This is a genomic window from Shewanella sp. 5S214 (assembly GCF_041439795.1).
In the GTDB taxonomy this organism is placed as follows: Bacteria; Pseudomonadota; Gammaproteobacteria; order Enterobacterales; family Shewanellaceae; genus Shewanella; species Shewanella vesiculosa.
This window is the reverse complement of sequence record NZ_JBGOOV010000001.1, coordinates 305142-318608: the sequence shown is the minus strand read 5'-3', so window position 1 is coordinate 318608 and position 13467 is coordinate 305142. Positions and strand designations below refer to the sequence as shown.

Below are 13467 nucleotides of genomic sequence, written 5' to 3'. Positions count from 1 at the left end.
TTAAAACAAAAACGATACGAGCACTTATTATGAATAAAATAAAAACGCTATTTTCAGCAACTACATTTGCTCTTTTTTTAGCTTCGTGTGGTGGTTCTGATCTTGATGTTGCACCTTCAGGGGTATTGACCGAAGAACAAGTTTCTAACAGTAAAAATGTAGATGCGTTGATCATCGCAGCCTACTCATATCTAGGTAACGATCATTATACCGCGCCTAACTTTTTATGGCCGACGGGGAATTTACGCGCAGGAGACGCCCATAAAGGCGGTAATGGACCTGGTGATATTTTTGCTTATCATGCTTTGTCTTTATATCAGCCAGTAGTGCCTGATATGGAGTCATTCCCGCCAGATTTGATTGATTTGAACAACAAAAAATGGGTACGTAATTACACGGGTATTTCAAGAGTCAACTCAGCATTAGCGGTAATCGCAAATGCGCCAGATGCAATTGAAGACAGTGCTGCAAAACAATCCGAACTGCGGTTTATTCGCAGTATTTTCTACTTTGATTTAAAAATACATCATAAACATATCCCGTGGATTGATGAAACAATGACACAAGATCAGATACTTCTCACGACTAATAGTGATCTGAGCGATCAGGAGTTATGGGATAAAATTGCTGCTGATTTTGAGTTTGCTGCCAATCATTTACCACAAACTCAAAAAGATGTCGGGCGAGCTTCAGCGTTATCTGCTAAGGCATATTTAGCTAAAGCATTGCTCTACCAGGCTTATGAGCAGAATGAGTTACATCAAGTTATCAATATTAATAAAGATAAACTTGTAAAAGTGGTCGCTCTGGTTAATGAAATTGAACAGGCGGGCGTATATGGCTTATTTGATGATTACGCGAATAACTTTTTGTTTGAAAGTGAAAATGGCAAAGAATCAGTATTCGCTATTCAGCGTTCTTTAAATGACGGTTCGCCAGATGGACGTGGAAGCTGGCCTAGTGCATTAAATGCCCCATTGGCTGGAGGCTTTGGTTGCTGTGGTTTCCATGTACCAACAGAAAATTTTGTCAATGCGTTTAAAACAGATCAACAAGGCTTACCGTTATTTGACACTTTTAACGATTTCAATTACGACAAGGTGACCGATGCAGTTGATCCTCGCCTAGATCATACTGTGGCGATGGAAGGTAAACCATTTAAATATGACGAGAATTTGATCCACGGCGGTGATAGTTGGGCTCGAGCTCCGGGGATATATGGCAACTTTACAGCGATGAAGGATCTTGAACACCCAGATTGTAGTTGTCGTGGTCAGAATGGACCATTTCCTATCTTTTCATTAAATACACCGCTCATTCGTTACGCTGATGTATTACTTTGGAAAGCAGAAGCGTTAATTGAGTTAGATCGGTATGACGAAGCATTGCCAATCATCAATCGCATTCGTGAGCGCGCTAAAAATAGCACCGGTAAATTACACAACGCCAGTATTTATAATATTGGCTCATATACAAGTTTTGTTTCTAAAGAGCAAGCAAGAGAGGCATTGCGCTTTGAGCGACGTTTAGAATTAGGGCTTGAAGGACATCGCTTTTTTGACTTAGTGCGTTGGGGAATAGCGAAAGAAACGATTGATAGTTATTTAGCAATTGAAGCGTTACGCAAACCTTATTTGGCCGATGCTGTTTTCACTAAAGGTCGTGATGAGTATTTACCTATTCCGAATCAGCAAATGATTTTAAGTGGTGGGTTGTATACACAAAACCCAGGTTATTAATAGCGGTGGCTTGTATACACAAACTCAGGTGATTAATTGGGGTGGGTTTTATACACAAAACCCAGGTGATTAATAGCCGTGGCTTGTATACACAAGACTCAGGTGATTAATAGCGAGTTTTATACACAAACTCAGGTTACTAATTAATGGTGGGTTTCGGCCCACCTTTTAAATTTAACGTGTTAAGAGTGATTATGAAAAAAATTATTTACTGGTCAGCGACTGTTGCAGTTGCTGGATTTTTATTCGGTTTTGATACCGCGGTTATATCCGGTGCTGATAAACCTATTCAAGCATTATGGAATACGAGTTCGTTATTTCATGGTCTTTTTATTATGTCTTCGGCTTTATGGGGGACACTACTTGGTGCATTAACCGGTAATTACCCATGCGATAAGTGGGGGAGAAAACCCACATTGATTTTAGTCGGGGTGTTATTTTTTATTTCGGCACTTGGCTCTGCCATGGCTCCTGAAGTTTACAGCTTTGCTTTATTGCGATTTATTGGCGGTGTGGGAGTGGGGATTTCTTCAATTGTTGTACCTGCCTATATTTCTGAGATTGCTCCAGCTAAGTTCCGTGGCCGTTTGGTTGCGCTTTATCAGTTCCAAATTGTATTTGGTATCTTAGTCGCGTTTGTTTCTAATTTTTTAATTGCAGGTACATCCTCAATTGATTGGCGTTTAATGTTAGGTGTGGAGGCAATACCTGCTTTAGCTTATTTGTTAATGATCATTAAGGCACCTGAAAGCCCACGTTGGTTAGTGCAAAAGAAAAATCAGAGAACCAAAGCGCGTTCCATTTTAGTTACCTTAGGTGAAGAAGATCCAGACCAAGTATTAAATGAAATTGAGCGCGACAAGTTACACAACAGTCAATCAAAGCTATTTGGTGGTAGTTACAATAAGGCCATATTATTTGCATTTTTATTTGCCGCATTTAATCAATTATCAGGAATTAACTTTATTATTTATTATGCCCCGCGTGTATTTGAACTTGCTGGTTTGGATGTAAATCAATCATTACTTTCAGGCGCTGGGATCGGTGTGGTTAACTTATGTTTTACCATGCTAGGTTTATCCTTGATTGATAAGTATGGTCGCCGTGCGCTGATGTATATAGGCTCAATTGGCTATGTTATTTCTCTTTCGGTGGTGGCGTGGGCGTTTAGTACGGATTCTGGCGGCTTAACGGTCGTAGCATTTGTATTTGTGTTTATTGCCGCTCATGCCATTGGCCAAGGTACCGTTATTTGGGTCTTCATTGCAGAAATATTTCCTAATAATGTACGTTCAAAAGGTCAGTCTTTGGGCTCAGGTACGCATTGGTTTTTTGCCGCAGCAATCACTTTACTTATGCCATTTTTCTTAGAGCGCTTTAGTGCCACTGAAGTGTTCACTTTCTTTACGTTAATGATGTTAGGCCAGTTAATTTTTGTTGCGTGGTTTATGCCAGAAACAAAAGGACGGTCTTTAGAAGCAATTTCATTAGATACCAATAATAAGCATGGAGCATTAGATGCGAACCGTTAATTTAGTATTAATTTCATCATTTTTGGCAGCATGTAGTATGACAAACCAAACTGAAAAAACTGCCCTTGAGGGTGTAGATAAACCTAGCAAAGAGGTGTTTCGTCCCGCTTTTCATTTTACCCCTAAAAAGCATTGGATGAATGATCCTAACGGTATGGTTTATTACCAAGGTGAATATCATCTGTTTTACCAGCATAATCCTGATTCATCTGTATGGGGGCCAATGCATTGGGGACATGCAATTAGTAAAGATATGGTTCATTGGCAGCATCAAGACATTAAGCTGTTTCCTGATGAGCACGGTACTATCTTCTCCGGTAGTGCGGTGGTTGATTGGCAAAATAGTAGCGGCTTTGGCACTAAAGAAAATCCACCATTAGTGGCTATATTTACCTATCACGATGATAAAAAGGCTGCACTGGGGGCGATTGATTTTCAAACGCAAGGTATAGCATATAGCACCGATAAAGGCCGTACATGGAAAAAATACGCTAATAATCCGGTATTAAAAAACCCTGGGATCCGCGATTTTCGTGATCCTAAAGTAAGTTGGCATGAGGATACCCAGCAGTGGGTTATGGTATTGGCTCAAGATGATCATATTGGCTTTTACAGCTCAAAAGATTTAAAAACATGGCAATTTGAAAGTAACTTTGGCGCCGATTGGGGAAGTCACGCAGGTGTATGGGAGTGTCCAGACCTTATTCGCGTGCGTATTGAAGGCACAGATGAATATAAATATGTTTTATTAGTGAGCATCAACCCAGGCGCGCCAAATGGCGGCTCTGGTACACAATACTTTGTCGGCGATTTCGACGGTGAAAAATTTGTACTTGATAGTGATTATCAAAAAATGCTTACTGCAACGCCAGCCGTTTTCCCCCAAGGACTTGATTTTTCTAATTTCAAGAGTGGTTTAAAAAATTGGCAAGTATCTGGTGATGCATTCCATATAGTTAATGATCAACCAGCAAATACGATTGCCAGTTCTTTTAAAGGTTCTGATAAGGCAATTGGCACATTAACCTCAACATCATTTGCGATCGATCATGATTTCATTAACTTTAAGATTGCAGGCGGAAAGCATCACAATAGTACCGCAATACAGTTGTTAGTTAATGGCGAGATTGTTAAAACCGCAAGCGGAAATAATACCGGTACTATGACAGAGCGTTCATGGAACGTAAGTCAATTAAAAGGCCAGCAAGCTTATATTAAAGTGGTCGATAATGAACGAGGTGATTGGGGGCATATAAAAATCGCTGATATCGTATTTTCTGATAATGCAGCAAATGAAAGATATGAACCTTCAATATGGTTAGACTACGGCACAGATAATTATGCAGGTGTCACTTTTTCTGATGTCAAAGACGGTAGACACTTATTTATGGGGTGGATGAGTAACTGGCAATACGCAAACCAAGTACCCACTGAAGTATGGCGCAGTGCAATGACGATTCCCAGAGAATTAACCTTATTGCAAACAGCAAGTGGCGTGCGTTTAGCATCTCAGCCTATTAAAGAACTCGATAGTTTATTGAGTAACACACAACAAAAGGCAAGCCTAACTGGTGCAAATAGCTATCAGTTAGATGAGCTTTTTACTGTTGAACCTGGGCAATTTAAGGTGAGCTTTAGTTTATCAAACGCTGAGCAAGTTACTGATATTGTGCTTAGCTCTGATACGGGTGAATACACTAAGCTGCAGCTAAACCCAGCTCAAGGGCAACTTGTACTTGATCGCAGACAATCAGGTTTAAAAGACTTTGAAGATGGGTTTGCTTCTTTACAAACAGCCCCATTACAAAAGGGCCTTGAGTATTACGATGTTGAGATATGGGTAGATAAAGCGTCGGTAGAAGTGTTTGTAAATAAAGGGGTTAGCTCTATGACCTCGATTGTTTTTCCAACCTCTCCTTACAATAAAATACAAGTAAGTGCTGAGCAGCCTTTGTCGCTTAGTGACGTTAAGTTAAATAATATAGCAATAGAAAAATAACTTCCAAAATGACTCTATATTATTATAGAGTCATTAATCTTTCTCCAAGGCTATGCGATATATGAGTAGCAACTATCGACTCTTAAGTGTCATTTTGTTTGTTTATTTTATGGCATGGTCTTTTTCTTTTTCATTATTTCCTATTTGGCTTAGTCAAGAAGTAGGCCTCAATAGTGCTAAAGTCGGGATTATCTTTAGTATTAATTCCATCATGGCTTTACTCGTGATGCCTTGCTACGGCATTTTGCAAGATAAACTCGGTTTACAAAAAACACTGCTTTACTTCATTGCATTTTTCATTATGTTGATTGGCCCGTTTGTTAGTTATGTATACGCGCCACTACTACAAACGCAGTTTTATCTGGCTGCTATTTTAGGCGGTGCCGTTTTTTCATGTGCATTTTTAGCTGGAGTAGGGACGCTTGAAAGTTATATTGATAAACAAAGTCGCTCGACGAACTTTGAATTTGGTAAAGCTCGAATGTGGGGGTCACTAGGTTGGGCCATGGCAAGCTACTTTGCAGGTCTTTCGTTTAATTTATCCCCTAGTTTAAATTATTGGTTATCAAGCATTGCGGCGGTTTGCTTAATAGGTTTTTTAGCCTTTGTTAAGGTCGCACAAAATCAGAGTGAAATAGCGCCTTCTCGAACTTTTACTCCTGTAAAACAGCTTAAAGCCTTTTTTAAAATCGCAGGACTGTGGCGGTTAAGTGTGTTTGTGATCGGTGTTAGTTGTATTTATGCGGTATTTGATCAGCAATTTGCTATTTATTACACCTCTTTTTTTGACACCCCAGAGCAAGGTCGAGAAATTTTTGGCTATTTAACTTCAGCGCAAGTTATCCTTGAAGCGGTTATTTTGTATTTAGCTGTAAAATGGGTGAATTATTTGGGCGTTAAAAATTCGTTGCTGTTAAGTGGTGTATTGATGGCGATACGAATATATTGCTCGGGGGTTGTTAGTGATCCTATCAGCATTAGTTTATTGAAATTGTTACACGCAATTGAATTACCGCTGATGCTGATTGCGTTATTTAAATATATAAATATGCATTTTGACGCTCGCTATTCAGCGATGATCTATATAATTGGCTTTCAATTTACTACGCAATTGGTGGCATCAATGTTAGCCGTCGGGGTAGGCGTTGTATATGATCATGTAGGCTTTGCGTTAGCCTATCAATATTTGGGTTTGGTTATCTGTGTGTTTATCGTATTATCGTTTTTTGCATTAAAAACAGATGTTATTAAAACGAATTGCGAGCAATCAATTTAAACGGTAAGTGGTGGTGAACAATATCAGTGCGCTGCTCTATAAGATACTCCATTGCCCAACGTCCCATCGCATGATGTGGTAGTGCCATCGTAGTTAAATTCGGTTGTAATAATTCTGGAATACTGCCCCAATCATCAAAACTTGCAATACCAATGTCCTTACCAACTACCATTCCTTTATCATGCACAACAAAATAAATTTCCAGCGCCATGGGATCTTGCCCGCATATAATAGCATCAGGTTTAAACTCGTCTATCACTCGCGCCGCAGATTCTCTCGAGGTAGAAATATCACTACCATCGGCTTGACAAAAAATAACCGATTCAATGAGTAAATCATCGAGCGGTAAGCCGTGCTTTTTAAATGAATTTATAACGCCTTGTTTGCGACCTTTGGCAGCAATTATATGCTCATTTAAGTTTAAGAAAGCAATTCGGCGATAGCCTTTACGTATTAATGCATCGGTAATATCTTCACCGGCTTGTTGCTCATCAGGTACTACGCAAGGAAAGTTATTTGAAGCAGGGAAGCAGTTAGCTAAAATAGTTGGGATTTTTTTTAGTTCATCAGCGATTACAACTTGGCGATGATACATTGCTGAATAGATAACACCCTCTACGCGATACTCTAAAAGGCTTTCGATAGCTCTGTCTATACTCGCTTGGGTTTCGTTAACATTGAGGATCAACAGTTCTTTATTTTTCTGCCAAGCAATTTCTTGGGCACCACGAATAATATCGAAAGTATAAGGAACACTAAGCAGTTCATCAGCAATAATTGCGTAAATGTTTGATTTTTTACGTCGCGTTATGCTTGCCGCACGATTAGGGCGATAATCTAATTCTTTTATTGCTTTAAGAACCTTCTCGCGGTTAATCTTTTTGACTGTTGGATCATTATTGACCACTCGCGATACTGTCTTGAATGAAACACCTGCGTGGACAGCCACTTGCTTAATTGTAACCATACTAGAATAAGACCCTCTCTGAGTCATTAGAGTATAACAGCTGATTAGATTTTATTTATGTGTTTTTATAATAGTTTTATTACAAATATAAGCAGTAACTATAAATCTTGGCTTACTGTAGCCAAATTTTTTATTGCTAAATCAGATGATTTTTGACCACAAACATCTGGAGAATATACAGCGTTATTGAGTAAGCAAAAAGGTAAACTTACTCAACAGACAAGCTTTAAATTGAAACCTTGGGAATATAGAGTGTATGTTCAGTGATATTAATAAGCTAAGCGAAAATTTTATACATTAAATAGTCACATAATGGTGCTCAAACGAGTGCTAATTATTATAGTTACTCGTTTGAGTGCCAATGTAATGAAGAAAATAAAGGAAAAGAGGTTTGAATTATCTATTACCGAAAATCTATACCTTAATTTTAGGGCAACAAAAACTTAAAAGCCGGCAGAAAAAGAATCCAAGGATCTCACTACTCTGTTTTATCCTTAAATTCGCACAGGTCTTCGATAATACAGGAGCCGCAACGGGGTTTTCTGGCTAAGCAAGTGTACCGTCCGTGAAGAATAAACCAATGATGAACATCCACTTTAAACTCATTCGGCACCACTTTAAGCATATTCAGTTCAACTTGATCGACATTTTTGCCTGGGGCAAATTTAGTCCGGTTTGCTAACCTAAAAATATGCGTGTCAATGGCAATGGTTGGCCAGCCAAAAGGTAATTATGCTAGACAGGCGCAAAGGTTTGCATTCGTATTCATGTTAATGGACTGTTTAAAATAATGTCGCTACATCGTATATTCTTTGAACTTAATCGTTTAAGGTGTTCCACAAATGAAAAAACTTACGCTCATATTACTGCTTTTAGGGCTGTGTGCTTGTACTAATATAAGTAAAAAAACTAAGACAACGAATATTTCCTCAAATTATGTTCCGCAAGAATATGTGAAGTTAACGCATCCTCAGTGGAGTAAGAATGCAAGTTTTTATCAAATTAATACGCGACAGTTCACGCCTGAAGGAACATTTGCAGCCGCTGAGCATCAACTACCACGATTAAAAGAACTTGGCGTCGATATTCTTTGGTTAATGCCGATTCATCCGATTGGCGAAGAAAACAGAAAAGGGTCGCTGGGTAGCCCTTATTCAGTAAAAGATTACTACGGTGTTAACCCTGAGTTTGGTACTTTAGATGACTTAAAAAGCTTTGTTAATGCTGCTCACGAATTAGGTATGTACGTTATTTTAGATTGGGTCGCGAATCATAGTGCCTGGGATAATGAATTAAGGCATAAGCACCCAAATTGGTATACAAAAAATTCGCAAGGCAATTTTCAACCTACGCCTTGGTGGGATTGGTCAGACATAATAGACTTTGATTATAACGTACCAGAAATGCGTGAATACATGACTGATGCAATGAAGTATTGGGTCAAAGAAGCGAACATTGATGGTTATCGATGTGATGTAGCAGGTTTTGTTCCTCTAGATTTTTGGGAAAACGTTAGGTCAGAGCTAGACGCGATCAAGCCTGTTTTTATGTTAGCTGAATGGGAGATGCGGGATTTACATGCTAAAGCTTTTGATGCTACTTATGCATGGTCTTGGCAGGAAGCTATTCATGATATTTTAAGTGGTCACGCTGATCTAAATAGGTTGTTTGTATACTATTCATGGAATGAGGGAGCTTACCCAAAAAATAGCTACCGGATGACGTATGTTTCAAATCACGATGCTAATTCGTGGGAAGGTACCGTATTTGAACGTTATGGTAGTGAAGAAAAAGTAGCGACAGCTATTGTATTGTCTATTGTCGGTGAAGGTATGCCATTAATTTATAATGGACTTGAAGCTGGGAATAATAAGCGGCTTGAGTTTTTCGAAAAAGATCCTATTAAATGGAAAGAGCATGAGTTTAAGCCATTGATTCAGAAGCTCTTAGCTTTACAGAAACAAAATAGTGCGTTATGGCATGGCAAGTATGGCGCGAGAATGGAACGTATTTATAATACTAACCCGACTGAAGTGTTTAGTTTTATACGCGAAAATACCAAAGATAAAGTGTTTGTTGTGATTAATTTTTCTGATAAAGAGCAAGATATTCAATTTATGGGGCCACAAACAGCTGGAGTATATACAGAGCTATTTAGCAAACAAAAGGCAACGCTTACTGAAGACACAAGCCTTAAGTTGGCGCCTTGGGAGTATAGAGTTTATGTTCAGTAATAATTAAAGGTTAAGCGGCTATTTAAGGTTTTCAAATTAAGATAATCATGCGAGTAGCACATATTTAAGTTATTCGCATGATCATCAATATATTTCAATTAAAAATTAGCTTACTCAGTCTTATCTTTAAACTCACACAAGTCTTCGATAATACAGGAGCCGCAACGGGGTTTTCTGGCTAAGCAAGTGTACCGTCCGTGAAGAATAAACCAATGATGTACGTCTACTTTAAACTCATTCGGCACCACTTTAAGCATATTCAGTTCAACTTGATCGACATTTTTGCCTGGGGCAAATTTAGTCCGGTTTGCTAACCTAAAAATATGCGTGTCAACGGCAATGGTTGGCCAACCAAAAGCGGTATTGAGTACTACATTGGCCGTTTTTCGTCCTACTCCAGGTAAAGCTTCTAACGCTTCTCGATTTTCGGGCACTTCACCAGCATGTAAATCAATCAGCATTTTACAGGCGTTAATCACATTAATAGCTTTGTTATTGTATAAGCCAATGGTTTTAATATATTGCTTGAGCCCGTCAACGCCTAAGTCGTAGATTGCTTGAGGCGTATTGGCAATTGGAAACAGTTTATCAGTGGCTTTATTGACACTGACGTCAGTTGCTTGTGCTGATAATGTGACCGCAACTAAGAGCTCAAATGGGCTGGAAAAATTAAGTTCGGTCTCAGGTTTAGGGTTATTGTCCCTTAATCGGCAGAGAATTTGATGGCGTTTATCTTTATTCATAATAATCGGTCAATTTATCGTTAAGTTAACGGCCGCTGTCGGTTAACAGCGGTTGAGTATTAGTTGACTTTAGTGATCCGAGCCCGCGTAACACCAACTACTTCAGCTTTAGGTTGCATGGCTTTTACTCGGCTGTCGATGACATTTTTAAGGGCGATTAGTAATCCCATGCCAATGAATGCTCCAGGCGGTAACATGGCCAATAAAAATGGTGTGTCTACCTGCCATACATGAATGGTCAATACACTGGCCCAATCACCTAATAATAGATCTGCACCGTCAAAAAGAGTCCCTTGACCAATGAGTTCACGGCTTGCACCTAACACTACCAATACTGCGGTAAATCCCAAGCCCATCATCAATCCATCGAATGTCGAGTGGGCTAATGAATTACGCGATGCAAATGCTTCAGCGCGACCTATGATGACGCAGTTAGTGACGATCAAGGGTAAGAAAATACCTAATGATAAATATAAATTATAGGCATAAGCGTTAATCAGTAATTGCACACAAGTCACCAGTGCAGCAATGATCATCACAAATACCGGGATTCGAATTTCTTTAGGAACAAAATCGCGCACTAAAGAGACTAAAATATTTGAGCCAACTAATACCAGCAAAGTGGCCACACCTAAACCTAACGCGTTAGTAATGGTGGCAGTAACGGCAAGTAGTGGACATAGGCCTAAGAGTTGCACTAACCCTGGATTGTTTTTCCATAGCCCTTGAGCGGCTATTTCACGATAATTACTCATGGCTGGCCTCACAGGCATAATGACTTTGGTACAGTGTTTGACGATGTTGTTCAATAAACGTCATCGCTTTAGTAATGGCTTTAACATAAGCGCGTGGAGTAATGGTTGCACCGGTAAATTGATCAAACTGGCCACCGTCTTTTTTTACTTTCCACATGCTGGTGTTGTCTTTAAATAATTTGCCACTGAAATGGGTTACCCAATCAGATTTACGAAGATCGATTTTATCACCTAACCCAGGAGTTTCTTGATGGGAAAGGGTTCGCACACCTAATATTTCCCCTTGGTTATCAACGCCGATAATCAGTTTTATCTCGCCGTTATAGCCATCTGGTGCAATTGCTTCTATTGCGATAGCGACAGGTTGATCACCCTGATAAGCAAGATATGCCGGTAAATCGGCTTCTGTGCCTAATAGTTCTGGCGAGTTAACCAAAATACATTGCTCACTGAGTACATTATCGTGTAACTGGGGCGGAATGATTTGGTTGAGAATCAAGGTTAATTGTTTTTGCTGTTGCAATGAAATCGTGTCGCTGGTTAACGCATGCACTAATGCTACAAGACCTGTGCAACACAAGGCAAATAGGCCCAGTAAAAGACCATTTTTAATCATCGGGTTAGTGGTTAAAATAGACATAATTAATTTCCTGCTCGATGACCATAACTGCGAGGGCGAACATAATAATCGATAAATGGTGCGCACATATTCGCCAGTAACACAGCAAATGCGACAGCATCAGGATAGCCGCCAAACGTTCTTATTAAGTAAATAAGTAAGCCTATCATGGCGCCAAATATTAGACGACCACGAGTACTCGTTGCCGCAGTCACAGGGTCAGTGGCAATAAAAAATGCCGCCAGCATGGTTCCCCCAGAAAATAAATGCATCGTAGGGCTCACGAAGGTATCAGGGCTGATTAAAAAGCCAATACTGGCACAAACAAATAAGCTCAAAAGAATTGATCCGCTTATGTGCCAGCGGATCACCTTGAGCTTCAGCATGACTATGCCGCCAATGAGATAGGCGAGATTGACCCAAAACCAACCTTCGCCAACAGTGCCAGAAAAGATAGTCTTAGTCATACTTTCTGTTGTCGTCAGGCCCATCGACAGGTCAGTTTTTAGGGTATCTAGTGGCGTGGCCATCGTTGTGCCATCAATCGCAAGATGGAAATAGTCTGCAGCGTAGCCAGTGTTTAATTGAAAGATACTGTTGAATGTATGCAACATATCGGCGCTGTTGAGGGCTAATGTTTGCGGGGCAACCCATGATGTCATTTGCACTGGAAATGAGATCAACAGCAGTACGTATGCAGCCATAGCAGGGTTAAAGACATTATTGCCCAATCCGCCATAGAGCTGCTTGACAATCACAATCGCAAATAATGTCCCGATAACGATCATCCACCAGGGTGCTAAAGGCGGAATTGCAACCGCCAGTAAGCTTGCCGTCACCAATGCGCTATTATCCGCTAAGGTTGCCGTTATATTTTTGTGACGTAACTTTATTACTGCAGCTTCAGCGAGATAAGCTACTGTGATGGCGAGTAATAATTGAACTAAGGTTCCATAGCCAAAATAATAGCTTTGTACAGCAATCCCAGGGATCAGGCATAGCGCAACGCGCTTCATCACTGTATTGGTTTGCGATGTTGAACTGACATGTGGTGATGAGGCAATTTTAAATGCCATAGTGGTTATTCCTCTTGCTTAGCACTGTTAGCGAGTTTCTTGGCTTTCGCTTTGGCGACAGCGGCGGCAATTTTGGCTTTTTTGTCATCAATAGGAGCTTCGCTATTGGTCATATCAACATCACTAGCGGTCTTAATCGCCTGATTGACGACGGTAGATGATACGGCTGACTCATCTGTTTGCGTCAACTCATTAGCTAATGCTGCTTTTTTAGCTTTTGCTTTAGCCACTGCGGCAGCGATTTTAGCTTTTTTGTCATCGACAGGAGCGGCATTAATACTGCTATCTGTTGCACTCGGGCTATTTATCGCCTCAGCCGTAACAGCACTATCAGACTCAGCAGGGTTATCGGTTGCAGCCGATTCATTCGCTAACGCGGCTTTTTTGGCTTTTGCTTTAGCCACCGCAGCAGCGATTTTAGCTTTTTTGTCATCAACAGGAGCGACGTTAATACTGCTATCTGTTGCACTCTGGCTATTTATCGCCTCAGCCGTAACAGCACTATCAGACTCAGCAGGGTTATCGGT

General features: G+C 40.1%; 10 protein-coding genes and 2 pseudogenes. 5 read left to right on the top strand and 7 right to left on the bottom strand.

Going from position 1 to position 13467, the window contains the following annotated elements:
* Positions 1-29: 29 nt before the first annotated feature.
* The 4 genes from ACED29_RS01235 (at position 30) to ACED29_RS01220 (ending at position 6546) form a co-directional block, all read left to right on the top strand.
* The gene (locus ACED29_RS01235) at positions 30-1739 is read left to right on the top strand and encodes a RagB/SusD family nutrient uptake outer membrane protein (RefSeq protein WP_273058158.1); all 1710 of its coding nucleotides are present in this window, start codon (positions 30-32) and stop codon (positions 1737-1739) included.
* A 194-nt stretch (positions 1740-1933) separates the two neighbouring features.
* Positions 1934-3271: a sugar porter family MFS transporter gene (locus ACED29_RS01230; RefSeq protein ID WP_182756202.1), complete on the top strand. Its 1338-nt coding sequence runs from the start codon at positions 1934-1936 to the stop codon at positions 3269-3271.
* A complete protein-coding gene (locus ACED29_RS01225; protein ID WP_371696776.1) occupies positions 3258-5270 on the top strand; it encodes a glycoside hydrolase family 32 protein in 2013 nt (670 codons plus the stop codon). The genes ACED29_RS01230 and ACED29_RS01225 overlap by 14 nt, the downstream gene beginning before the upstream one ends.
* Before the next feature lie 61 nt (positions 5271-5331).
* Positions 5332-6546 carry an oligosaccharide MFS transporter gene (locus ACED29_RS01220; protein WP_182698582.1) on the top strand — a complete coding sequence of 405 codons (1215 nt, stop codon included), beginning with the start codon at positions 5332-5334 and terminating at the stop codon, positions 6544-6546.
* On the opposite strand, the gene ACED29_RS01215 is transcribed toward ACED29_RS01220, so the two are convergent.
* Together ACED29_RS01215 and ACED29_RS01210 are read right to left on the bottom strand one after the other, a co-directional pair.
* Positions 6518-7513 (bottom strand): LacI family DNA-binding transcriptional regulator, encoded by a 996-nt coding sequence (locus ACED29_RS01215; RefSeq protein ID WP_371696774.1) that lies wholly within the window; start codon positions 7511-7513, stop codon positions 6518-6520. The two genes, ACED29_RS01220 and ACED29_RS01215, sit on opposite strands and share 29 nt — an antisense overlap.
* A 478-nt stretch (positions 7514-7991) precedes the next feature.
* Positions 7992-8237, bottom strand: a pseudogene (locus ACED29_RS01210) (endonuclease III); the annotation flags it as partial.
* Positions 8238-8355: 118 nt separating this feature from the next.
* On the opposite strand from ACED29_RS01210, the gene ACED29_RS01205 reads away from it, so the two are divergent.
* Positions 8356-9747 (top strand): alpha-amylase family glycosyl hydrolase, encoded by a 1392-nt coding sequence (locus ACED29_RS01205; protein ID WP_124014715.1) that lies wholly within the window; start codon positions 8356-8358, stop codon positions 9745-9747.
* Between the two features lie 110 nt (positions 9748-9857).
* Here the strand turns inward: ACED29_RS01205 and nth are convergent, their stop codons facing one another.
* From nth to ACED29_RS01180, 5 genes and pseudogenes are all read right to left on the bottom strand, one after another.
* Positions 9858-10490, bottom strand: a complete 633-nt coding sequence (nth, locus tag ACED29_RS01200; RefSeq protein ID WP_124014716.1) for an endonuclease III — start codon at positions 10488-10490, stop codon at positions 9858-9860.
* Positions 10491-10549: 59 nt separating this feature from the next.
* The gene (locus tag ACED29_RS01195) at positions 10550-11245 is read right to left on the bottom strand and encodes an electron transport complex subunit E (protein WP_124014717.1); all 696 of its coding nucleotides are present in this window, start codon (positions 11243-11245) and stop codon (positions 10550-10552) included.
* A complete protein-coding gene (gene rsxG, locus ACED29_RS01190; protein ID WP_182697431.1) occupies positions 11238-11861 on the bottom strand; it encodes an electron transport complex subunit RsxG in 624 nt (207 codons plus the stop codon). Before rsxG ends, ACED29_RS01195 begins: the two co-directional genes overlap by 8 nt.
* Before the next feature lie 26 nt (positions 11862-11887).
* Complete coding sequence (gene rsxD / locus ACED29_RS01185) at positions 11888-12940, bottom strand: electron transport complex subunit RsxD (RefSeq protein WP_124014719.1); 1053 nt, start codon at positions 12938-12940, stop codon at positions 11888-11890.
* 5 nt (positions 12941-12945) lie between these two features.
* Positions 12946-13467: pseudogene (locus ACED29_RS01180) on the bottom strand (electron transport complex subunit RsxC); the annotation flags it as partial.

What these genes read in the sequence shown, in the direction of transcription:
- ACED29_RS01235 (WP_273058158.1), top strand. Translation starts at nt 30, where the DNA reads ATGAATAAAATAAAAACGCTATTTTCAGCAACTACATTTGCTCTTTTT.
- ACED29_RS01230 (WP_182756202.1), top strand. Translation starts at nt 1,934, where the DNA reads ATGAAAAAAATTATTTACTGGTCAGCGACTGTTGCAGTTGCTGGATTT.
- ACED29_RS01225 (WP_371696776.1), top strand. Translation starts at nt 3,258, where the DNA reads ATGCGAACCGTTAATTTAGTATTAATTTCATCATTTTTGGCAGCATGT.
- ACED29_RS01220 (WP_182698582.1), top strand. Translation starts at nt 5,332, where the DNA reads ATGAGTAGCAACTATCGACTCTTAAGTGTCATTTTGTTTGTTTATTTT.
- ACED29_RS01215 (WP_371696774.1), bottom strand. Translation starts at nt 7,513, where the DNA reads ATGGTTACAATTAAGCAAGTGGCTGTCCACGCAGGTGTTTCATTCAAG.
- ACED29_RS01205 (WP_124014715.1), top strand. Translation starts at nt 8,356, where the DNA reads ATGAAAAAACTTACGCTCATATTACTGCTTTTAGGGCTGTGTGCTTGT.
- nth (WP_124014716.1), bottom strand. Translation starts at nt 10,490, where the DNA reads ATGAATAAAGATAAACGCCATCAAATTCTCTGCCGATTAAGGGACAAT.
- ACED29_RS01195 (WP_124014717.1), bottom strand. Translation starts at nt 11,245, where the DNA reads ATGAGTAATTATCGTGAAATAGCCGCTCAAGGGCTATGGAAAAACAAT.
- rsxG (WP_182697431.1), bottom strand. Translation starts at nt 11,861, where the DNA reads ATGATTAAAAATGGTCTTTTACTGGGCCTATTTGCCTTGTGTTGCACA.
- rsxD (WP_124014719.1), bottom strand. Translation starts at nt 12,940, where the DNA reads ATGGCATTTAAAATTGCCTCATCACCACATGTCAGTTCAACATCGCAA.